This window comes from Mucilaginibacter sp. P4_D1, from assembly GCF_056401935.1.
Genome location: NZ_JBFUIJ010000031.1, coordinates 1 through 24,019 on the forward strand (window position 1 = coordinate 1; position 24,019 = coordinate 24,019).

General features: G+C 43.5%; 17 protein-coding genes. 6 read left to right on the forward strand and 11 right to left on the reverse strand.

Annotated elements, in window-relative coordinates:
* On the forward strand, window positions 1-115 hold a 115-nt coding region (locus AC1DV1_RS21785; protein ID WP_477361339.1), incomplete at its 5' end, for a transposase.
* Between the two features lie 137 nt (window positions 116-252).
* Here the strand turns inward: AC1DV1_RS21785 and AC1DV1_RS21790 are convergent.
* The 9 genes from AC1DV1_RS21790 to AC1DV1_RS21830 form a co-directional block, all read right to left on the reverse strand.
* On the reverse strand, window positions 253-2,733 hold the full coding sequence (locus AC1DV1_RS21790; protein ID WP_477363351.1) for a glycoside hydrolase family 31 protein: 2,481 nt from the start codon (window positions 2,731-2,733) through the stop codon (window positions 253-255).
* A 112-nt stretch (window positions 2,734-2,845) separates the two neighbouring features.
* Window positions 2,846-4,207 (reverse strand): MFS transporter, encoded by a 1,362-nt coding sequence (locus AC1DV1_RS21795; RefSeq protein ID WP_477363354.1) that lies wholly within the window; start codon window positions 4,205-4,207, stop codon window positions 2,846-2,848.
* Window positions 4,208-4,457: 250 nt separating this feature from the next.
* Window positions 4,458-6,266, reverse strand: a complete 1,809-nt coding sequence (locus tag AC1DV1_RS21800; protein ID WP_477363357.1) for an alpha-amylase family glycosyl hydrolase — start codon at window positions 6,264-6,266, stop codon at window positions 4,458-4,460.
* Window positions 6,263-6,631 (reverse strand): hypothetical protein, encoded by a 369-nt coding sequence (locus tag AC1DV1_RS21805; protein ID WP_477363360.1) that lies wholly within the window; start codon window positions 6,629-6,631, stop codon window positions 6,263-6,265. Before AC1DV1_RS21805 ends, AC1DV1_RS21800 begins: the two co-directional genes overlap by 4 nt.
* Window positions 6,631-8,940 (reverse strand): glycoside hydrolase family 65 protein, encoded by a 2,310-nt coding sequence (locus tag AC1DV1_RS21810; protein WP_477363363.1) that lies wholly within the window; start codon window positions 8,938-8,940, stop codon window positions 6,631-6,633. The genes AC1DV1_RS21805 and AC1DV1_RS21810 overlap by 1 nt, the downstream gene beginning before the upstream one ends.
* A gap of 100 nt (window positions 8,941-9,040) precedes the next feature.
* Window positions 9,041-9,688, reverse strand: a complete 648-nt coding sequence (pgmB, locus tag AC1DV1_RS21815; RefSeq protein ID WP_477363366.1) for a beta-phosphoglucomutase — start codon at window positions 9,686-9,688, stop codon at window positions 9,041-9,043.
* Between the two features lie 45 nt (window positions 9,689-9,733).
* Entirely contained in the window at window positions 9,734-11,596 is a 1,863-nt protein-coding gene (locus AC1DV1_RS21820; RefSeq protein ID WP_477363369.1) for an alpha-amylase family glycosyl hydrolase, read from the reverse strand.
* A 186-nt stretch (window positions 11,597-11,782) separates the two neighbouring features.
* Entirely contained in the window at window positions 11,783-12,484 is a 702-nt protein-coding gene (locus AC1DV1_RS21825) for a L,D-transpeptidase family protein (protein ID WP_477363372.1), read from the reverse strand.
* 105 nt (window positions 12,485-12,589) lie between these two features.
* The gene (locus tag AC1DV1_RS21830) at window positions 12,590-13,897 is read right to left on the reverse strand and encodes a flavin monoamine oxidase family protein (protein WP_477363375.1); all 1,308 of its coding nucleotides are present in this window, start codon (window positions 13,895-13,897) and stop codon (window positions 12,590-12,592) included.
* Between the two features lie 201 nt (window positions 13,898-14,098).
* On the opposite strand from AC1DV1_RS21830, the gene AC1DV1_RS21835 reads away from it, so the two are divergent.
* Window positions 14,099-14,500, forward strand: coding sequence for a LiaF transmembrane domain-containing protein (locus AC1DV1_RS21835; protein WP_477363378.1), 402 nt, complete (start codon window positions 14,099-14,101; stop codon window positions 14,498-14,500).
* 318 nt (window positions 14,501-14,818) lie between these two features.
* Window positions 14,819-15,799, forward strand: a complete 981-nt coding sequence (locus AC1DV1_RS21840; protein WP_477363381.1) for a DUF1028 domain-containing protein — start codon at window positions 14,819-14,821, stop codon at window positions 15,797-15,799.
* 774 nt (window positions 15,800-16,573) lie between these two features.
* Here AC1DV1_RS21840 and AC1DV1_RS21845 read toward each other — a convergent pair.
* On the reverse strand, window positions 16,574-17,815 hold the full coding sequence (locus AC1DV1_RS21845) for a glycoside hydrolase family 76 protein (protein WP_477363385.1): 1,242 nt from the start codon (window positions 17,813-17,815) through the stop codon (window positions 16,574-16,576).
* 685 nt (window positions 17,816-18,500) lie between these two features.
* Between AC1DV1_RS21845 and AC1DV1_RS21850 the strand changes: the two genes are divergently transcribed.
* From AC1DV1_RS21850 to AC1DV1_RS21860, 3 genes are all read left to right on the forward strand, one after another.
* A complete protein-coding gene (locus AC1DV1_RS21850; RefSeq protein WP_477363388.1) occupies window positions 18,501-19,052 on the forward strand; it encodes a dihydrofolate reductase family protein in 552 nt (183 codons plus the stop codon).
* A 667-nt stretch (window positions 19,053-19,719) separates the two neighbouring features.
* Entirely contained in the window at window positions 19,720-22,335 is a 2,616-nt protein-coding gene (locus AC1DV1_RS21855; RefSeq protein ID WP_477363391.1) for an ATP-binding protein, read from the forward strand.
* A 12-nt stretch (window positions 22,336-22,347) separates the two neighbouring features.
* Window positions 22,348-23,010: a hypothetical protein gene (locus AC1DV1_RS21860; RefSeq protein ID WP_477363394.1), complete on the forward strand. Its 663-nt coding sequence runs from the start codon at window positions 22,348-22,350 to the stop codon at window positions 23,008-23,010.
* A gap of 366 nt (window positions 23,011-23,376) precedes the next feature.
* Here AC1DV1_RS21860 and AC1DV1_RS21865 read toward each other — a convergent pair whose 3' ends face one another.
* On the reverse strand, window positions 23,377-23,988 hold the full coding sequence (locus AC1DV1_RS21865; RefSeq protein ID WP_477363397.1) for a dihydrofolate reductase family protein: 612 nt from the start codon (window positions 23,986-23,988) through the stop codon (window positions 23,377-23,379).
* Between the last annotated feature and the right edge of the window lie 31 nt (window positions 23,989-24,019).

Sequence of the window (24,019 nt, forward strand, 5' to 3'; positions counted from 1 at the left end):
AAATATCAAACAGAACCACGGGTTCCGACGCTTCATGCTCCGTGGGAAAGAAAAAGTAGCGATAGAATGGGGCTTACTTTCAATCGCACAAAACCTAAGAAAAAAAGCTGCCTAAAGGCCTTCTTTTCACTCGTTCTTAATCAATAATATTCGTTAGTTCGAAATCAACATCAAAAAACTACTTGAAATCGATTTATCCGCCGTAAAATAAAAAGACCGCATCATTTGATTTATGATACGGCCTCTTTTATATTATTTGCTGATTTCTATCTGCTTAAACTTTTTACTGTATTTAAACTCCATGGTGCCATCATCGTTGAGGATGAAATCGGTTACAGTTTTACCGTCGACCACTATTTTGTGCGGCTTAAAAGGTAAGCCTATAACGTTAAAGTGGTAGCCCTCATAGCGTGGGGTATACAGCCCTTCCATGCTTTGACCTATGGTTAGTTTTTTTGAATTACCATTTACCACAAATTTTTTCTCGAGGTAAATATCCTGCTCGTAGGCAAAAGTTTCGCCGTAATCTTCAAACAGGAAGGAGTTTACTTCGTAATCGGTATAGTAAATATTCAGTTTAACTTCTTCAATTTCTTTTTCGCCTATGTATTGCATTACCGGGTATTCGGGTATTACCGATCCGGCTTTTACAAACAGCGGCATGGTTTGCAAAGGCGTGTCAACGGTTACTTCTTTACCGCCATCCAGCACTTCAAATGTCCAGTAATTAAACCATTTACCTTTTGGCAGGTACACGTTACGTTTAATCTGGCCTGGCTCCATTACCGGGCAAACCAAAATTTTATCGCCATAAGTAAATTCATCCTGGCGGAAGTGGTTTAACAACACATCCTGCTCATGCATTACCACAGGCCTTAAAATAGGGAAACCGTAGCGATGGTGCTCCCAAAAAGTAGAGTATAAGTATGGGATAAGCCTGTAACGCAGCTCGATAAACTTACGGTTGATTTCGGTAAACGGCTCACCAAAGCTCCATGGTTCACGCTCTTTGGTATCGCCTGCCGAGTGCGCCCGCATAAACGGCGAGAAAGTACCTAACTGTATCCAGCGGGTAAACAGCTCGCCGTCAGGCTCGCCGCTAAAACCACCTATATCTGTACCGCAAAAAGGGATGCCCGATACCGACAGGCGCTGGCATTGAATATTACCTAATTTAAGGTGCTCCCATGAGGCTACGTTATCGCCCGTCCATACGGATGAGTAACGCTGTACGCCCGAATAGCCCGCCCGGGTAATGGTAAAAGGGCGTTTATTTTTCATGATCTTACGCAGGCCTTCGTAGGTGGAGCGTACCATTTGCATGCCATAAACGTTGTGCGCCTTACGATGCGACCCGCGGTGCCCATCATATTGATGACGAACATCGTCGGGGAAGGTACCTGCTCCAAATACGGCAGGCTCGTTCATGTCATTCCAAACACCGGCCACGCCCATCTCTACCAGCTCGTCAAACAAGCCTCCCCACCATTCGCGTACTTCGGGATTGGTAAAATCAGGAAACTGGCAACGGCCCGGCCATACGTGGCCTTCCATAAAGTAATCGTCGCTGCGGCGGCAAAAATATCTTTTTTCTTTACCTTCTTTAAATACCCAGTAATTATCGTCAACGCGGATGCCCGGGTCAATTATCACCACCGTTTTAAAGCCATCTGCAGCCAGTTCGCTAATCATCTTCTTCGGATCTGGAAAGTATTTCCGGTTCCAGGTAAAGCAGCGGTAGCCGTCCATATAGTCTATATCTAAATAGATACCATCGCAAGGAATTTTGTTTTCGCGGAAGCCTTTGGCAATTTTACGCACCTTGGCTTCGGGATAATAACTCCAGCGGCACTGGTGATAACCCAGTGCCCAAAGTGGCGGCATAGGGTGCGTTCCGGTTAAAATGTGGTAGCTTTTTACTACATCCATCATGTGCGGGCCGTGGATATAATAGTACTGCAATTCGCCGCCATCAGCCCAAAAACTGGTTTTGGTTTTATCTTCGGCGCCAAAATCAAACTGTGCTTTAAACGTATTATCAAAAAATATACCGTGTGCTATGCCTTCATTTACGCTGATATAAAAAGGGATGCTGCGATAAAGCGGATCCTGATTCCAGGCAAAAGAGTAGGCGTCGGTGTTCCAGTTCTTCAGCCTTTTGCCGCGCAGGTTAAGCTCAGTAGGCTTATCGCCAAGGCCAAAAAAGCTTTCGTCTTTAGCGCAGGTTTTGGTACAAAACACGTAATAACCGCCAAACTGTACGTTCTCTTCCCAGTGCATAGGCACGGCATCTGAACTGGTTACGTGGTTATTGCTATCAGAAAACGAAATGAAGAAATCCTTTTTACGGATATGGCAATTTATCGATTTAGTTGCTACACGAAACTCGTTATCATCCTCGTAAAGGGTGAAGGCTGCGGCTTTATGCTCCAGCTTAGGAACGGCGTATGAGAATTCTTCAAGGAAAACGCTGTGGGGCGCCAATCTTACACGAATAATGTCGTCGGTAACAACAACAACTTCTACTTTGGCATCGCCATCGGTAAAGTAAAATTTGTTGCCTATCTGGTCGGCATGGTTTGGCACGCCAAGGTATTTTTTGATGATGGGTTTTATGCCATCGGCGGGATTATTAAGGTGATGAAACTCCTCTTCCTCTTCTTCTTCCAGCAAGTTTTTAATTTCAACTATCTTACTGGTTAGCTCTTCCGGATTGGGTGTGTTACTTTCCATTCAAATTATTTAACGGGGTTTCTGCAAATATGTATAATGTGTACTTACTACGCAATATACAACATTTGATTTGAGGAAAAATCATTAAGCGTGTTTGTTTTTAACGTTTTCTTCAATTGGAAGCCTCTATTATTTGAATTCTCTTACCATCTTGTACAAAAAACACCGATATAGATGCGATAAACATAAATACCCCGCCCATGATTAAACCGTAAATCGACTCGCTATTAAACAAATGTTTGATAATAAGGCTGCTGGTAAGGCTGCTTACTATTTGTGGGAATGTGATAAAAAAGTTAAACAAGCCCATGTAAATCCCGATTTTTTTGGCGGGTATCGAGCTTGATAATATGGCGTAAGGCATAGCCAGTATACTGCCCCAGGCCAAACCTATACCTACCATAGGCAGCAACAAAAGGTAGTGGTTTTGAATAAAGAATATTGATATTAAGCCCAGCCCGCCCATTGCCAATGAAAAAGCATGCGTTGCCTTACGGCTTAGTTTTTTTACAATAAATGGTAGCGACAAGGCGTATAATGCCGATACGCCGTTATAAACACCAAACATAATGCCTACCCAACTGCTGGCATCATTAAACGATTTTGAGGTAGTATCGTTATCGGCCAGGTGATAAACGTGTGTGGCGATGGCAGGAGTTGTCCAAACCCACATAGAAAATAGCGCAAACCACGAGAAAAATTGCACTACACCTAATTGCTTCATGGTTTTTGGCATGTGCACCAAATCGTTTATAAACTCCATAAAGCCGCTTCGTTTGGTGGTTTCTATATCAGGCTCATGAAATTTGGCGTATTCTTCGGGGGGATATTCTTTGGTTTTTACCACAGTCCATAGTATACAACCTATCAGGATTAAGCCACCTGCGTAAAACGAGTAAAGCAGATTATTAGGTACAATACCAGGGGCAGCATCCGATTTTACTTTAAACCAATTGGTTAAAATAGATGGCAATACCGAACCTATGATGGCACCCACGCCTATCAAACAAGTCTGCATCGAAAAGCCAGCTGTATGCTGACTATCGGGCAGGTTATCGGCAACCAATGCCCTGAAGGGCTCCATAGCAACGTTAAAGGATGCATCCATCAGCATCAGCATACCGGCACCAACAATTATCGGCGGTATTAAAAATGCCAGCCCGGATGAGTTGGGCAAAAAGCAAAGCGCTAAACCAGACAACAAAGCCCCGGTTAAAAAATAAGGGCGACGACGGCCCAAACGGTTCCAGGTACGATCACTATAATGGCCGATAATTGGCTGAATGATCATCCCGGTAAGTGGGGCTGCCAACCAAAAAAACGACAAATTACCCACATCGGCGCCAAAGGTTTGCAATATGCGGCTTGCATACCCGGTTTGCAGCGCGAAGCCAAACTGGATACCCAAAAAGCCAAAGCTCATGTTCCAGATTTGCCAGAAACTTAATCTTGGCTTTTGTAATACTTTATTCATCTTTTTTGGTTCATTGGTTCACTGGTTCATTAATTCATTGGTCTTGGATGGTGTTGTCTGAACCGGAATTCATCGAATTAAGGAATTTTCAGAATTGCAGAGCAAACAACGCGAGCTTAAACACCTCACATAGCGGCAGCAATTGTACAGGCCGGACTTACAAGTTTCTATGACTTCGTAATTCTACAAGTGTTCAACACTGCCGACAAGTTTTCCATTCTGTTAATTCCGTAATTCGATGAATTCCGGTTCAGAACTCCAGCATCAACCCGCTACTGGCCCCTACAGTTACTTGAACACCATTTTTAATATCACTGGTGCCGAACTTGCTGCCGCTGAGCAGATCGGTAAATTGTTGCTTGCCGTTTATATTTAGTTTATGTAACAGGTCATCCGGAAGTTTTACGCTTAATTTGCGGGCATCCCGGTTAAAATTGGTTATCACTAATATACGCTGATTATTGGTATAACGCAGGTATATGTACATTTTAGTATCAAAACCCGGCTGATGTTCATTGGTCATCATCAGTTCATAAAAAGCGCCCGTTTTAATGGCTTCGCTGTTGTGCACGGCATTAAGCAGGGTACTATAAAAGCCGCGCAGTTTTTTTTGATCGCCAGATAATTTACTGCCATCATAAGCACCGCCGTTAAGCCATTTCTGGTGTTCGGGTACACCCCAATAGTCAAATATCGAACTGCGGCCATCGTTACCGCTAAAGCCTTCACTACCTGTACCAGGTTCGCCAACTTCCTGGCCAAAATAGATCATTACCGGCCCGGTGTTTAGCGTTGCTGTGATAATCATACCCGGCACGGCCAGCCACGGATTGCCGGCAAAATCAGGCGATGCAATACGTTGCTCGTCATGGTTTTCCATAAAGCGCAGCATATGTTCGTCTATACCTTTGCTATCGTGGTTCCACACGGCGTTGATGCCCCAGGTATTGGTGTGGTAATCGTTGCGGGTTAAATTTCTGATGGTATCATAAAGGCCAACCTTATCGTACAGGTAATCAAAATGTCCTTTAAATATATAATCGCTGTATTTGCCTTTATCATAAGCTTCGCCGATGAAAACGATACCAGGATGTTCGGCTTTCATTTTCGGGATCACCCAGGCCCAGAATTCGATGGGTACCATTTCTACCATATCGCAGCGAAAACCGTCGACACCTTTGGCAGTCCAGTATTTTAAAATATCATAAACCTTGTTCCAAAGCGGCGGTATCGGGTCGAAATGGCCGCGGCGATGATCCATGTAATCAACACCATAATTTAGCTTCATCGTCTCGAACCAATCATTGATAGATGGTGATGCGCTGAAAACGTCATTACCGGTTGCCTTAGCCGGGTTTTCGTCGAATTTGCCGTCTTTCAGCGGGCTTTTAAATTCATCTCCACCCGGATTATACCCGGCGGGAACCGTAAATGGTTGCCCTGGCATATAGTAAAAGTCATTTTGCGGGCTAAAGCCTTTGCTTTTATCATCATCCTGACCAAAATCGCGTACGCCGGCCGGTTTTACATCCGATGCATAAGTACGGGCCACGTGGTTAGGTACCAGGTCCATCAATACTTTTAGCCCATTGCCATGGGTACGTTTAATTAAGTCTTCATACTCACCAATTCGATTTTTTACATCTACAGCTAAATCGGGGTCGATATCATAATAATCTTTTATGGCATAAGGCGAACCAGCCCTGCCCTTCACAATATCCGGATCATCGGCCTTAATGCCAAAAGCCGAATAATCGGTCATGGTGGCATGCTCAATAACACCGGTATACCAAACATAGGTAAAGCCCATTTTTTTTATCTCTTGCAAGGCTTTATCATTAATATCGTTCAGCTTGCCAACGCCATTCTCTTCAATTGAGCCATTGGTTTTGTTCAGCGTTTTGGTATTGCCAAAAAGCCGTGGCAATAGTTGGTATATGATCAGTTTATGATTGGCTGCGGTTTGTTCCATTTTTGTTTTTTTGGGGTGATGTTTTTGTGCATATCCTGTGTTAAAGATAAACAAGGCTGCCAAAACAGGGATAAACTTTATTTTCATACAGATATTTTGTTTAGCCTCCACCGGCGTGCTAAAAGGCCGCCTGCACTTAAAAACACCAATATTAAAGGCAACTCAACTATGGGGTTGCTAAAAATGTTTAGTCTTAAAATGGCCAATATAACAACGGGGATTGGCAAAAAAATCCAGGGGAATAATATAGCCTTGTGCGTATTACATATTTTCTTACGCTCAATTAAATACATAACCAGGAAGCCTGTTGCCGATGGTATCGCAATTGATAACAGCACAATTAAAATTATAGCGATGATATTCTCGATTGATAATTGCAAAAACTGGTTTAACAGGAAACAACCTCCTGTTAAAAAGCCAATCATGATAATTATCAACGCTAAGTTTTTCATTATGCCTCTACCAATAATTCGTCGTTGGCATTTACCAGCTGATCTTTACCATAAACAAATATCGTGGTTGCCACATCCGACAGGTTTTTGATCTGCACGCCTTCCTTGCTTACTTTGATGTTTAGCAATGCGCCACGGAAACCGATATGGAATGAAAAAGATGCCCATTTTTCGGGAATAAACGGTTGAAACAGCAGTTTGCCATCCCTCACGCGCATACCGCCAAAGCCTTCCACAACAGCCATCCATGTGCCGGCCATCGAGGTGATGTGGCAGCCATCTTCGGTATCGTTATTGTAATCGTCCAAATCCAAACGGGCAGTGCGCAGGTAAAATTCATATGCGCGCGCTTCATCACCCAATTTGGCTGCTAAAATAGCGTGTACACATGGCGATAATGACGACTCATGCACCGTGCGTGGCTCATAGTAGTCAAAGTTTCTGCGGATGGTATCTATATCGTAATCATCTTCAAAAAAGTAAATACCCTGCAATACGTCGGCCTGTTTAATGTAGCAGGAGCGTAATATCCTGTCCCAGCTCCATTTCTGGTTCAACGGGCGGTCTGTAGCCGGCAGGTCTTTTACTAATATCTGTTCTTTATCCAGGTAACCGTCCTGCTGTAAAAATATGCCTTGTTTATCATCATGACCCAGGTACATATTTTCGACAATATGGCCAAAACGGCTAAACTCTGTAGCTTCATCCAGGCCGATCCTCGTCGCCAGGGCATCGTATTTAGCGTTATCGGCAATTTTAATTTTTCCGGCAACTTCCATGGTATACTTCATACACCAAACGGCCAGCATGCTGGTATACCAGTTATTGTTTACGTTATTCTCGTACTCGTTTGGCCCGGTTACACCCAGCATTACATATTGTTGTTTATCCTGCGACCAGCTTACCCTTTGCGACCAGAACCTGGCTATCGCTATCAGCACTTCAAAGCCATAATCGGCCAGGTATGCTTCATCGGCGGTATAACGCACGTAGTTAAAAATAGCATAGGCAATAGCGCCGTTACGATGAATCTCTTCAAAAGTGATCTCCCACTCGTTATGGCATTCGGTACCATCCATAGTAACCATGGGGTACAATGCGGCGCCGTTTTTAAAACCTAATAAGGCGGCATTCTCGATAGCTTTGCCTAATTGTTTATAACGGTAAAGCAACAGGTTGCGGGTAACTTTTTGTGGTGCGGTGGCCAGGTAAAAGGGCACACAATAAGCCTCGGTGTCCCAATAGGTTGAGCCTCCGTATTTTTCGCCGGTAAAACCTTTGGGGCCTATGTTCAGGCGATCGTCTTCGCCGGTATAAGTTTGGTTAAGCTGAAAAATATTAAAGCGGATAGCTTGCTGAGCCGATTCATCACCTTCGATGATGATATCATTGTGTTTCCATTTTTCAGCCCAGGCAGCGGCTTGCTCGGCCAGCATGGTGTCAAAGCCTTTGAGGCTGATGCGATCTAAAGTAGCTGCCAACGAGGCAACCAGGTCTTCGGGTTTATGATTTTGCGACGACAGGTTAGCAACGTATTTAATAATGCTGATGCTTTGGCCCTGTTGTGCCTGTAATTCAATTTTTGATGCTATGTATTTTTCTTTCGATATCGCTTCTGTTTTTGGGTGGATAGTTTCGCCATTTTGCGAAATACTGAACTTCATGCCGGTAGCTACTTCAAAGCCGGTTTTTTTGGTACGCATTACAATGTAACCACCATCAGGCTCATTGGCTTTGCCCAATTCGTCCCAAAACTTCTCGTCGTAGTTGGAATCCTTGTTCACCACATCGCCATCAATGGCTGGGGTAATAGTGATGGTACCGCTAAAGTTTAAGGGAGTAACGGAATATTTGATAGCTGCAGTTTCATCATCAACCATGCTGCAAAAGCGGCAGGCTTCAACAGATACCTCTTTGCCAGATGCGGTTTTGGCTGTAAAGGTACGTTTCAGATAGCCTTCCTTCATGTTCAATTCACGGCGGAAGCCGGTGACCTCGCATTTGGCCAAATCCAGTTGTTCGCCATCTAAAAATATATCAATAATTGTCCAGTTAGCGGCATTCAGCACTTTGGCAAAGTATTCCGGGTAGCCATTTTTCCACCAGCCTACACGGGTTTTATCGGGATAGTAAACCCCGGCAACATAGTTGCCCAGCAGCGTTTCGCCGCTGTATGCCTCCTCAAAGTTGGCCCGCTGCCCCATGCGGCCATTACCCAAACTAAATATGCTCTCAGATACCTGGTGATGATGTGCGTCAAAGCCTTCTTCAATTATCTTCCACTCATCAACTTTAATATAATTTTTCATTTTAACTAACCGTTTAGCCTCACCCCAAACCCCTCTCCAAAGGAGAGGGGCTTCAAGAATCTTTTAAAGCCCTCTCCTTTGGAGAGGGTTGGGTGAAACTTTATAATTTAAATAATTTATCTAACGTCATTTTATCTAACCCGCTGATTACCAAATCGGCATCCAGTACGCCGGGCTGGCCTATGCCAACTACCTTCATACCGCCGGCTTTAGCTGCCTCTACCCCGGCAATGGCATCTTCAAATACTACACATTCTTCGGGTTCGACACTTAGTGCTTTGGCCCCTTCCAAAAATACTTCCGGATCGGGTTTGGCTTTACTTACTTTGTTACCATCAATTACCGCATCGAAAAGATTGGTAATGCCAATTTTGTTGAGGATGGTCATCGAGTTTTTACTGGCCGAGCCTAAGGCTATTTTGATACCTGCTTTGCGGCAGACTTCTACAAACTCCTTTGCTCCGGGCAGTATTTCATCGGGTTTCATCTGGTTAACCATTTCCATGTACCAGGTATTTTTCTGGGTGGCTAAAACCTCCTGCTCCTCGGCAGTTTTGGTTACGCCTCCCCAGCCTAAAATAAGCTCGAGCGAACGTACTCTGCTTACGCCTTTGAGTTGTTCGTTCTGGTGCTCTGTAAAATCGAACCCTAATGAGTTGGCCAATCTTTTCCAGGCTTTATAGTGATAAACGGCTGTATCAACAATTACACCATCCAGATCGAAAATACATGCTTTAATATTGTTCATTGTAACTTTTTAGATACGTGGCTCAAAGCCACTAAGATATAATTTTTAATGAGTACCGCCGGGTAATATTTCGAGCACCAAAGCAGTTTTGCCAGGTATGTTCACCTGCGCCAGGTCAACGGGCTCGTCGGTTATCACGTTACGGGCTTTTTTGGCATCGCCAATTCGTTCAAAATACCGGTCTGTTGTTGTAGTTTGATCCTTATCGCTGCTGTTGAAAATAATCATTACCGTTTTGGCAGCATTGTACCTGAAGTATACATAAATCCCTTTTTCGGGTACAAACTGCATCATTTTACCGGTTTGCAGGGCGGTTGTGCCTTTGCGGTAGTTGGCCAGCTTGCTTACATAGTTAAAGGCCTCGTTTTCTTTTTTGCTGCGGCCGTCGGCGGTAAACTTGTTCTCTTTATCGCCTTTCCAGCCACCGGCAAAATCCTCGCGTACCAATCCATCCGGATCGCTATAGTTTTTCATCAGGATCTCGTCGCCATAATATAACTGGGGAACGCCACGCATGGTCAACAACATGGCCATGGCCGATTTGTATTTGGTAAAATCTTCTTTAACCATAGATAGCAGGCGGCTCATATCATGGTTATCCATAAATATGGTGTTGCGGGTAGCATCCTGGTATAAAAAGTCTTGCGCTATGACCGAATAAAGGCGACCAACGCCATCCGTCCACCCGTCATTGCCGTTCAGCGCTTCATAAATGGCATCTTTTAATACGCCATCGGTTACGCCTGGCAAGTGGGTATCCATACCACGGTTAACCGTATTACCCTGGGTGAAAAATGCCTGGTTTGCCGCCGACCATACCAGCGTTTCGCCAAAAATGGAAAGCTTCGGAAATTCGGCCTTAACATCCTGCGCCCATTTGGCCATATATGCCGGATCGTTATACGGGTAAGTATCTAAGCGGAAGCCATCGATACCAGCATACTCCACCCACCAAATATGGTTTTGGGTAAGGTAGTTTTGTACGTAAGTATTATTCTGGTTCATATCGGCCATCCGATGATCAAACCATCCATCGGCCATCAGTTTCTTATCCATTGGCGAGGCATGCGGATCCATCACCGCGGCATCCCTAAAGTTTGATTTGGTGTATTTTGGCCACTGGTGTACCCAACTTTTCATGGGCATATCCAAAATGGTATAGCCTTCGGTACCGGCGTGGTTGTGCACCAGGTCTTTAATTACCTTCAGGCCCATGCTGTGGCATTTCTCAACAAATTTTTTGTAAAGCTCGTTGGTGCCATAGCGGGGGTCTATTTTATAATAGTCGGTAACTGCATAGCCATGGTATGATGCATGCGGCTCGTCGTTCTCAATTTCGGGGGTCATCCAGATAGCAGTAACGCCTAAGGCTTTTAAATAATCAAGGTGGTTCATCACTCCCTGAATATCACCGCCGTGGCGGCTATACATCGAATCGCGGTGAACGCCTTTCTCGCGCATATTGTCAAAAGAATCGTTGCTTTCATCACCGTTGCTGAAACGATCGGGCATGATAAGGTATATCAAATCCTTGTTGGTTACGCCCTGTATGCGACCGGCAGATTTGTCGCGTTTATTAAGCGTATATTGATAAACCAGGTCCTTTTGACCGGCCTTTGTAAATTTTATCGGGAACGTTCCCGGAACTACCGATGAAAAAAGCTGCAAATCGAGGAATAAATAATTGGAGTTTTCAACTTTATGTACTGCTTTTAGCTTTACGCCAGGGTAATTAAGTACCACATTACGGCCTGCAATGTTATTGCCATGTACTATTAATTGCAGGTTAGGGTTGCTCATGCCCACCCACCATGACATAGGCTCAACGCGCTCTAAAGCAGGCATTTGCGCCGATGCGCCCAACGCAAGCGCAAGGCTGCATAAGGCAAAAAGTAAAGTTTTCTTCATATTGTAAAACAGGTCAAAAAAGTATAATTGGCTGCGGCCTGCTATCAGGCACTATCCGCGTTCCAAATTTATAATAAAATTGATTTGTTGTATGGAAATTTTAATAATTATTGATAAGCCGAATAAGGGGTTGAAAAACCTTCTTTGCCAAAATCATTATTGATGAACTTATTTGTTTTTCAATCTTCAAAAAGCATAGTCCTTCCCTTTGATAAAATAGTTAACCGGAAGGCGTGTTTTTTCAAACTTTTCATATCCGGGCTTTAACGTTTTCCAGAAAGCCATATAGGATTGGTGGCTGTAAAAATCCATGTGCGCTTTATCCATTCTGAATGGAAATATATCCAGATTTATTTTTTGCTGGCCCGCTTCAAAAGCTTTGTAAACCAAGGTATAAATTTCTTCAATCCGCGCATCGGTCATGGCGTAGCAACCAATAGATGCACAATGCCCATGTATCATAATAGCATCGCCGGTGTAACCTTTTAACTGCTCAACCTTGTTTGGGTAGCCTACATTAATAGCCAGGTAGTAATTACTCACCGGGTTAAGCTGTTTGGGTTGGATGGTGTAAAAGCCTTCGGGGCTTTTATTATCGCCTTTTTTGGTTTTGGTGCCCAGGTTGCCAGAGTAGTAACAAATTTCATAAGTTTTAAACAACTTATATTTATTGCCTGCCTTTTTCCAAACTTCCAGCGCATCCTGGTCTTTAAAAATACGGATGTAAATGGGGGCTTCCCCTTTAAAACCCTTATCGTTCAATTCTCTTTGCAATGGGGGCCATACGGTAGCACGCACGGCACCGGCCCGTTTGCTATCCGGCAATTTGGGCCGCGGGTTTAAAACAATAAAATAGGAAAATAGTAGGGTCAGGAATAATCTGGACATTGGATAAGGTACTTATCCGCCAATAACGAAAGATTTAGTTAATATCGTATCCCTAATTAAAAATATTAAATATAGGCTGCTTAAAAGTTAAAAAAAAGGTCTTTTCTATAGCTGTTTAATCCGCTCAGCGGCGCGTAACCCGCTATCAAGTGCAGCTTCAACAGTACCCATGGCGGTGCCGTTGTACAAATATTCGCCAGCGAAAAAAATAGTATCCTGGATCGGTCCGCTCAAAACATGGCGTGCCTGGTTGGCTTCTACCGTATCATAAGCGTAAGAGCCGCGGGAAAATTCGTCGGCCGTCCAGTTTACTATGTGGTAGTTAAGAAGCTTTTGATTGAGTTGTTGCTCATCGCGGTTAAAAATAATGGCTAATGATTGCAGGCTTTGCTTTATTATTTCGGTGTTATGGGTATCCGCTTTTTCGGCAGCTTCGGGGCCGCCTATCCAGCCGGTTAGCATATTGGTATGCCGGGGTGCCTGTGTCCACCAGGTGGGGATTTCCTCGGTGCTAAATAAATAGCCCATGTTACTGAGGCTTTTACCGGCCAGTATTTCGGTTTGCTTGTCTTCCCAAAAAGCTTCATCAAACTCCAGCAGGATTTTTATCACCGCCCCAAAGCCTAAGGCGTTGATAGCTTTGAGATAGTCAGAAATCTCGGGAATAAAACTGATCGCCCCGGAATCGCCTGCGTTAACCTGCAGAACGCCAAGCGGTAAGGCCACAATTATTTGCTTTGCCGAATGCGTACAACCAACGCTGCTAACCACTTTTACGCAATGTTGTTGCCAAGATATTTTCTTTACTACCGCGTTTAGTTGTATCTGCCCACCGGCAGCAACTATCTCTCCGGCTAAAAAACGGACCAAATTGATATAACCACCTCCTACCCGGTATTGTGCGCCATCGTCTTCAGATTGCCATTCGCGGCGCAGCGAAAACGAACTTGCTTTTTTGGGGTCGGCATTGTCATATCCGGATACAAACTGGCGTACCGACTCCCTTAAACGCCGGTATTTTTCGCCTTTAAATTCGCGAAGCAGGAAACAGTTGATGCTCATATCCTGCTCCAATTCGCCCAGTTTATTAAGGAAGGCGTCCCAATGTTCAACAAAAGATTCGTTCTGTTTAAACTCGCCATCCTCGTACCGCCACATGGATGCGCCGGAGTGTTCATAGGCAATGCCTGCCTGGTCCAATAACGATTTTGTGAGCGGCAAATCGCCGTGTATGAACTCGGCACCCAGTTCAAGCGGTTGTTGGCCCGATGCAGTTTCGAGTGTGTGAATGCGGCCGCCAATGCGGTCGCGGGCCTCCAGTACGGTAACTTTTTTACCGGCTTTTGCCAGCGTACGCGCAGCCATTAAACCCGCCGCACCTGCGCCTATGATCAATATATCGGTATCTTCCATGGTGTTATTATGGTAGGGCAATGTAATTATTGTAATGATACTATGCGGCATTTGTTTGTCAAAATTTCCGGCGAAAACGGTAGCCTCATTCACCGACAAAATATACTTGCTTACCGGGTTGTTATACCCTGTTCGCCAATATTGCCTTGCTGTGCCTTATATAGCGCAGTACTTTTAGGGTATAATTTAAAACTTACGACGATGAACAACGATATAAACACCCTGAACACCCCAAACAACAGCAAAGTAGCCGCAGGGGCAATTTTATTAGTAGCAGGCAGCCTTTTACTGATAAACCAATTCGATTTGTTTTTTATACCCGACTGGCTGTTTAGCTGGCCAATGTGGATGATTGCCTGGGGTACTTACATGGGTGCCAAATATAATTTCAGGAAACCATCATGGATAATTGTTACCCTGATTGGCGTTGCCTTTTTGCTCAACGAAAACATCCCCGATGCCGACCGCATAGTATGGCCACTGGCTATTATGGCCTTTGGCGCCTGGATGGTAGTTAAACCACGCAAACACACCGAAGAACATATTTTTACCCAGCCCAAACAGCCTTTCCATTTTGATAAGCCTGCCGGGCCCGAAGTATAACACATTTTGATTTAATAGTTTTGATTTGAGGGAGGGCCTGTACAGGTTCTCCCTTTTTTGCAGGTGTTCGGTTTTCTGTTTTTTTTAAACTGGACTTAATGATATTGGAATACCGGGAAATAACCGGCATTTAAGCGTCAAGAATTAAGACAAAAAATATAAAAAAGGCTGGCTTTTTAATATCAGCAATGAAAGAATTATACATTTTTTGATACAAATATTAAGGCGATTAAATTAACTCGGGGAAGTCCGGGAAGTCGGGAAGTATTTGTTGCTTCATCTCAAAATCCGTAGCTTCGGATTTATACTATCCCACTCATGAAAAAACTTTTTCCGATTTTGTTATTGTTTACTGTGCCGGCTTTTGGGCAGCAGGTTTATAAGGCTACCGAACCGTTGGCGCATACCTTCTCTATCGTGGCGCGCGACCCGGCTACCGGGCAAATGGCGGCTGCCGTGCAAAGTCATTGGTTTAGTGTGGGCACCTCGGTTATCTGGGGTAAATCGGGTGTGGGGGTGGTAGCCACGCAGTCGTTTATTAAAAAATCGTACGGGCCGCAGGGGCTTTGGCTGATGCAGGGGGGCAAAACGCCCCGGCAAGCGCTTGACCAGCTGATTAAGCAAGACCCCGGCCGCGACGTACGCCAGGTGGCGTTCCTGGATACCAAAGGCCAAACGGCTGTATACACCGGCAGCAAATGTATTGCCTACGCTACCGACCGCCACGGCGCCAACTACTCGGTACAGAGCAATATGATGCTTACCGACAAAGTTTGCGCCGCCATGGAACACGCCTTTTTAACCAACACCAAACTGCCGCTTGCCGAGCGGGTGCTGGCCTGCCTTAAAGCCGCGCAGGCCGCAGGCGGCGATATTCGCGGGCGTCAGTCGGCGGCCATTATTGTGGTAGCGGGTACGGCGGTTAAGGAGAGCTGGAATGATAAACTGATTGACCTGCGGGTTGATGATAACCCCAACCCCATTCCCGAGCTTGACCGCCTGCTGAAACTGGAACGGGCCTACGAACACATGAACAATGGCGACCTGCTGGTGGAGAAAAACAATATGCCCCAGGCCATGGCCGAATACACCGCCGCCGAGCGCATGTTCCCCACTAACCTGGAGATGCAATACTGGCACGCCATTACACTGGCCAATAACAAGCACGTAAAAGAGGCTGCCCCCATGCTGCAAAAAATTTACGCCAAAGATGCCAACTGGCGGGAATTGACCCGCAGGTTGCCAAAGGCTGGGCAATTGACGGTAAGTGCGGAGGAATTGAAGGAGTTGGTGAAGTAGGGATCGGAGGTGTGAGGTCTGTTGCCGGTGCGGGTGGTTGGCAACTATCGTGAAAACGAAAATGTCATCCCGATAGGGCTGTGGTGATTGTGTGTGGGTGCGAAAGAGGGATCTTATATGCCATGCCGGTTTACGGGTATTACCATATTTTGTTTTAATCGACTAAATCGTTTTTGGGGAACAACATTATTTTGTAGAAACTACGACATCGGCCCGCTCATGGCCGCGGGAGGGCCTAGTTCCTTTTGTCTTGTCAAAAGGAACCAAAACCGCCGTCAGCAGAAATGCTTCTTTACGCTCAAAGCCTCTGCGCTGCAAAACGGCCAAAACCTGGGCCAGAATTATTTGCCCCCTTGCTTTGCCCGCACAAGCCCCCCCTTCTGGCAAAACTTCCTATGCCCTGCAACAGCACCACCTATCATCGTTTTGGCCGTTTTCGCCCGAAGCTCCCTCTGCTGACACTTTTGGGATCGCAAGGTGTTTTTTCTGTAATGAAATTTGCAGCTAAAAATTCTGCTAATTCCTTAATTCAATAAATTCCGGTTCAGACAATTATCTGCAGCTAAAAATTCTGCTAATTCTCAAATTCCGCAAATTCTGATTCAGACAATTATCTGCAGCTAAAAATTCTGCTAATTCTCAAATTCCGCAAATTCTGATTCAGACAATTACTTGCAACCAAAAATTCTGATTCGCCAGCATATAGTCTTTCGGAGCATCAAAAGCATCATCAACCAAAATTTATAAAAACAAACAGGGGCAGGCTAAATTAATTTAGCGGTACCAGTAAATACCGTTCACCATGGCTACGCCGGGGGTGGTTTCAAAAGCGTTCAGGATGGTGCCGTCGGGGGTGCGGGTGGCCCATTTACCCCACATGAGTCCGCTACTATTACGTATCGACCATGCCTGCGTGGCGTTGGCATCCAGCCAGTTGCCATAGGTGCTTTGCAACCCGGCCGAGTGCACATAAATACAGGCCCAGCGGGCAAATATGCCCTTAAAGCCCTGGGTATCGGCCGTGTCGTACTCGTCCAGCAAAATGCCGCCGGGGGTTTGGCACATGTTGTTTTTGCTGTAGTTCATTACGTTGTTGGCCATGGCGGCGTAGTTTAGGGCGGGGTATTGCAAGCGCAGGGCATCGCAGGCGCCTATGAACGTGCCTTGCGTGTACGAGCGGCTGCCTTCGGTAATGGTGCCGGCCGCGTTTATGGCGCCCTTAACTTCGCCGCTGCTGGTGTACAGGGTGGCCACCATCCAATCCATCAGCAGCTTGGCCTTGGTTTGGTAGCTGGCATCACCAGTGGCAGCGTACAATTTCATGGCGCAGATGATGGCCGGGGCGTTTACGCAGGCGTTTTTGGTTTGCTTGGCGGTAGTCCACCACAGGCCGCCGCCCAGGGCGGTATCATAGGCGCGGTTCCATACAATGGCGAAGTTGTTTTTGGCCATATCCAGCATGCCGCCATCATTGGTAATGGCATAGGCGCGCACGCACATCAGGCTGCCCCAAATAATATCATCATTATAAATGTTGCTTTCCCAGGTAAGGCCGTAACCATCGCGCATACCGTTGTACAGGTAGCTAATTTTGTTCTTCAAATCCACGTTCGGGTTTATATTGTAAGCGTCAATGAGGGTTTCTATAGCCTCGGCCTGCGTCCAGAAGTCCATGCGGGTGGTGTGGTTCTGGTCTTTCCAGTAGTAGGCCTTAAAGCTGGGGCCGTAAGTGCCGTACTGGTTGTAAAAAGTATTGTTGTACACCTGCATGGCCACCAGCGCTTCGGCACGGGTGGGCAGGGTTGCATTGGTTACCAGCTTACGACCGGCCACCGCTGCCGAAGCCGCCGGCGACCCAGCCGCCAACTGCCCTTCCTTTTTACAGCCCGATGCCACCGCCATACAGCCCATCGCCGACAGCAGCAGGCCGTACCCGGCCCGGCCCATCAATTTAAAAGCACGCAGCACGCCCAATGCGCCGCCGGTTTGTTTAACATTGTTTTTCATAATTTTCATAGAAATTGATTTTGTTTAATTGGTTTATATAAAGCCTGCCCCTGTTTGTTGCATTATTTTACTACTCCGTGTGATTTTTCCGGCTCAAATTTGAACGCCGGCCACGACTCACCCCGACGAGGCTTAAGCCCGTCTGCCCCTCTCTCCGCTTCGCGCATAGAGGGGCTAAAAAAAGAAAAATGAGTTTCCACCCTCTTTGCGGCGCAGCCGGAGAGAGGGTTGGCCAGCGCAGCGTAGCCGGGGTGAGTCTTCTCCACCATGCCCTATACGCCATGCCCCCGCCCAGCCTGTAAAAAACTGCCGTCCTAAAAAAAATCACGAATGTTGGTTTACCCCGGCTGCTGCAAACGCTAAAGGCGCCCGGCTGCCCGGCTTATGGTATTGTTTTTCAATTGGTTTATAATAGTAAGATGCTGCCGGCAGGGCTCAGCCCCCAAGCGGCGGGGAAGTTTTTTAAGTTTTGTATAAATTTTGTCTTTCAACTAAATCGCTTATCAACTATGCACCGGGGGGAGCCTTGAGTCTTAAGTCCTGAAAAATCAGACTTCCGACTAAAGGCTTCAGACTCCCGACTTAAACGCCCTTTATTTGTCGCACCTGGCCCTCATTGCTATGAATGCCGTATTTTATTTTTGATATTTATTTAGCAAACCGGTCAATAAAAATCAACACTAAAACCAACCCCATGAGAACTGTAACTTTTGGCATCAATATCAGTATAGATGGCTGTTACGAACACACCAAATTTAATGGCGATGAGGAAATTCACCAATATTTTGCCGACCTGGCGCACGATGTAGACCTGGTGGTATACGGACGTAAAATGTACGATTTGATGGTTCCGTATTGGACCGAGGTGGCCAAAACCCAGTCGGGCACGGCAGCGGGCAATGCGTTTGCGCAAACGGTTGTCGACATTGATAAAATTGTTTTTTCGCGCACCCTCCAAAGCGTGGAAGGTAATACACGCATTGTGCGCGACAACCTGGAAGCCGAAATCCTGTACCTGAAACAGCAGCCCGGCAAAAAAATCTCCATCGCCGGCGTAAGCCTGCGTTCGCAACTCATGGCGCTTGGCCTGGTTGATGAAATTCATATTGTAATTCACCCGGTAATTATTGGCGAAGGAAAAAAGTTGATGGAAGACTTCCCGCTGCCGGAAAAGCTAAACTGGAAACTGGTGGATTCCAAAGTTTTTAAATCGGGATGCGTGGGGTTGCATTATTTGAAGGGGTAAGGGCGGCTTTGGGACTAATGGACTTTGGAGCAAGATTTTTTGACTTTCGGACTTTGGCAAATAAAATCCGGGCTAAAATTTGTATACATGATACTAAATTCCTCGTCTGTTTTTCTCCTTCTTGATACTAAACTGACTGATAGCTCACAGGGCGTTCTTTGGATGCAAGATACAAAGCGACAGCTTTCGCTATCTAAGCATGTAACAGTGCTATAATCTCGACTCCTAAAGATACGCTTAAACCTTACTAATTAAGAAACTAGCTACTTTAATCTGAGATATATGGGATGGTACTACCAGCCACACGCTAGCAGAACTTAAAATATCTTATTATTTTAAATATGACTACACAACTTTTTGCAACAGTTCAAATCCTTTATTAACAAGATATTTACTTGTTTCTATCAAAGCTATTTAAGAACTTATTTGAAGTATATTGAAAAGAAGCTTAAGAATAACAAAAGCGTTTGAATACCTTGAAAATAACTGCCATATAGTTTTCAAACATATATCCGAATAATAAAGTTGACATCTTCCTTTTCCGGCGGCTCGTAAAAATAATTATTTTTTTATTATGGGCCTCGATTGTAAATATGCAATTTTTATTATAATTTAACTTCTTGATTAGTTTGTTGTTACACTGTCGACAAACCCAAATAAAAATTATATGTCTAATAAAAATGACCAAGTCCAAAATGTTCAATTAAATGTTGATATAGCTGGATTAATAGAAATATTTGGAGAAGCTTTATATGACGAATTTGGTGCGACGGTAAAAGAGTTGATCCAAAATGCTCATGACGCCATAACAAAAAAACATGTTGAAGCTGGCGAAATCGACATTTTCAAAGACAAGATCATCGTAAAGTTCGATCAAAACACTCGATCTTTAGTGGTATTTGATACTGGGGTGGGAATGGATAAAAATGATTTAATCAATGAACTTAATAATTTCGCTAAATCAAGAAAAAGGGATTTACAAAAACAAGTTGTCAATCGGGATGAAATTGGGAATCCTAGAAATTTACAAGTTATAGGTGAATATGGCGTGGGCTTTTTATCAGCTTTAGCTGCAGGAGACGATGTTACAATATGGAGTAAGAAAAAAGACCAGGTTCCATTGTGTTGGAGATATAAAAATGGAGAATCTATAGCTACCATCAATACCGTTACTTCTTTAGAATATAAAAATGCTCAATTAAAATGGAATCTACCTGAAAGTAATAGCGGAACAATTTTAACTTGTGTTTTAAAGACAGAAACGGTAGCTTCTTATTATATCGATTCGGAATCAATTAGAAACAGCGTCGTTAAATATGCAAGTATCTTACCAATTCATGTTTATTTCGAGAATGAGTTATTGTCATGTAAATTTAAAGCATGGGACGAACCTGGGACGAGCAAAAAAAATGATTGGGAAGAATATGTTAAAAATAAATCCGATTACAAGCCTTTACTAGTCATTCCAATTTATAGTCCACCTGATAAATTAGATTTACAAGGGGTGCTATGGATACCGCCAAGATCATTTATCCAAGAACATTCTTCAATTGAAATTTACGTAAAAAGAATGTTTGTTATGGAAGATTTCAATCAATTATTACCAGAATGGGCAAAATTCATTAATGGCGTAATCAATTCGAATAAAATTAGACGAATCGTTTCTGGAAATGTTTTTAAGGTCGATACTAACAGCGCCGATGTAAAAGAATTCATTGCTAATAAAATAATTGATGAATTTCATGAGCTTCATAATTTTACGGACGAAAACTATTGGAAAATCATAGGTCCTCATGATGACACGATAAAAGAATCTGCCGCTGAATACCCATTGTTTTTAGAGTCCGTTTGGGATAAACTATATATAAGAGTACGAAATGGAAAATATACAATTGTTCAGTACTTGAAAATTATTGAAAAATATACCGGACTTAAAAATACTCTGTTTTATTATGACAAATCACATCAAGAATTTTCTGCAAACCAAGTTTCAGATTCTACTGGTGTACCAGTCCTTTCTCTTTGCTCTAGACAAGATTATTTGTTCATAAAAGCTGTCTGTGACATTAAACCTTATCAATTAAAAAACTTCAATGAGCTTGCTGATCACATATTTAAAATCCCCGATGATAGTATAAATTTCGATAGCCTTATAAAGGCTTGTGCTCTTAATAACATCAAGGCAGAAATAAGAAATTATGAGCCATCTCATATTCCAGCCATGTTAGTAGAAAATGACAATATTAACGAGTTAAGAGAAGGCCTATTGCGGAAAGTTAAAAAGATGAAAGATTTTGGCATAAAAGATTTCGACGATTACGACCTCGAAGGTATCGAAAAAATGCTGAGAAGTGGCAACGTCGCAAATGCAGGTGTTTCATTCTATTTGAATGCTTCAAGCGACCTTGTACAAATGTTGGCTCAAACTCCGTTTGAAACTCAAACTCTAATATGTTCTGCTCTTTTCCATATTTCTTACATGTCGGCTATGCCTACCTTAGGAAAATCTGAAACACATCTAATTTTCAATTCAATTACTACCGTTCTTAAGAGTTTAATTAATATTACTATACAACCACTTGGTATACTATCGCAGGATATATCTCAACCTATTGAAGTAGCGGCAAATAAATGTCTCCCCATAAGGCTCTTTATGATGACGCCTTTCAAAGAAGAATATAGAAAAATAGAATTAGCCGTTAAAAGTATCTTTGAAGCCGAGCCCTACTTTTTTGAAGTAACACTTGCAAGAGATGTTATGCTTGATAATAAAAAGGTAAAAAGTATTAAATCACACATAAAACTGGCGGATGCATTTATATCCGAGATTAGTGAGTTAAACGAAAATGTAATGATGGAACTAGGTGCTGTCCATTTTACAAATGAAGAGGAGAAACCAGTATTTGCACTTCGAAATAATGAAGCAAAAAATATACCAAGCGATTTTAATGACAATATTTATATCGAGTATGGAAGTATTAATGATGATATTCTAAGTATTACAGATAAAATCAGAAAAGCCATTGAAAAAAACGGGAATCCATCGAGCAGCGAAATTCTAAAGTTAATACAAAAAAGAACTTGTAAAGCGTTAAATKCAAGTTTACTGATAAAACTTGGGGTCAAATTTAAAGAAGAAGAAGCAAAGAATTTGCTTAAAAATTTTAAAACTATAGAAGATTTTCTTGAGGCTGATAATTTTGAAGTTTCTAAAAGAACCAATATAAGGGAAGCCGCGGTTGTACTTATAAAAGATGAAATTGCTGATTTACTAAATAAATGATAGGCAAATGTTATGAGGAAAATAATACGTTGCAGTAATAACTCTTGCAATCAAACTATCCAAGTTACCTACCAAGATACAGATCAATTAATAATGTGCCCAAAATGCAATACAAAATTCCTTTTTGTTAACTTGGGAGTATATAGTTGCAAAACTTGTAAAAATGTTATCAAGCTTCCACTTTTTGCCATTTATGATAATTTCACGTGTGAGCATTGCAATCAAAAATATACGGTTCCTAATCCTAATTCATTTGCCTTCACACCTTTTATCTCACCTGAACTTGATTTTTGCGGATGTTGCATGCGGGATTCGTGGCAAGACATGGAACAAGAGGCCTATACCGMTAAATTGGCATTCAAAAAAATCGAAAATAAATTTTCGCCATATAGAAAAAGGGCTATTTTTATTGAACTTTTAGAGTATCCTAATTCGATATTTCCTATTCGATACATAAGATTCCTGCATACATATTGTAACTTCAAGCTTTATGAACAGTATGAAAATCCGAAATATTTTGGTTCTTTGCTTGGATTTGATAAGCAAAACATAATTGGTGAGTTGGTTAGAAAAAAAGAGCTACTTGATATTTGGGTTTTGAATGAAAAAACAAAAGAAGTGTTGAATTCGATGCCAAGTTTCACACAATACAAAAATAGGATTAAAATTATTTGACAAGTAGCGGGGTGTTTAATCAAGCGCTGAATTTATGGGAACGTGTTTAAGTATATTGGGATAAACGGCGATCGAATTAAAAAAAATCTGACATCTGCCTTATAAAAAACAATTTGCCTATTGTATCGGAATTATAGTAGCCATGACAAAAAGTCTTCGTAATCTCCTCGATAAAACTTTTCAATAAAACAGGCTCCCGGCTGCCGCAAGCACTTCCCGCTGCCTCCAGGCTTGTGTGCCCACATGCTGAGTATACGGAATATTTTTAGGACTTGTTGTTGTTTCAAGTTATCCCATAGCTTTAGCAAAAATATACAAAACCCGGATGCAATTGCACATCCCGGATTTGCATACAAATAATAAGTTTTATGCCGATAACCCAACAACATGCATCTGCTCACCCGCTTTTTCATAAGCATAGCTCAACCGCACAATGCCCGACGAAAATACCAGCGTGTTGGTTAACCGCATTTGTAAATTATGGCTAAGGGTGGGGAACAAACGTTTCCCGGTAGAAATTACTACCGGGTGCACCCAAAGCTCGTACCTATCCACCAGGTTTAGCTTCATGAGTGATGATACCAGCTGTCCGCTCCCCAAAACTATAATATCCCGGCCCGGCTGGGCTTTTAACTGGTCTATCTCTTTTTTTAGCTTTCCTTTTAGCAGGATGGTATTGCACCAGGGGGTAAGGTGGATTGATTTGGATACTACCGCTTTGGTGTGCCGGTTCATCAGTTCGGCCATTACAATATCTTCTTTGGCCATCAGCAGGTCGTTGGCTTTTGCGGGCCAGTAGTTGGCGAAGGCTTCATAGGTGCGGGCACCTAATAAAATGGTATCTGCCCGGGCCAGTTGCCGGCACAGGCTTTCGCACAGCTGGCTGTCCCAGTATTTAAAATGCCAGTCAAGGCTGCCATCGGGCCCGGCCATAAAGCCATCTAAAGTTACATTTACCGATGCCACCAACTCCCTCATTTTTTATTATAATTATTATCTACAGGCCATA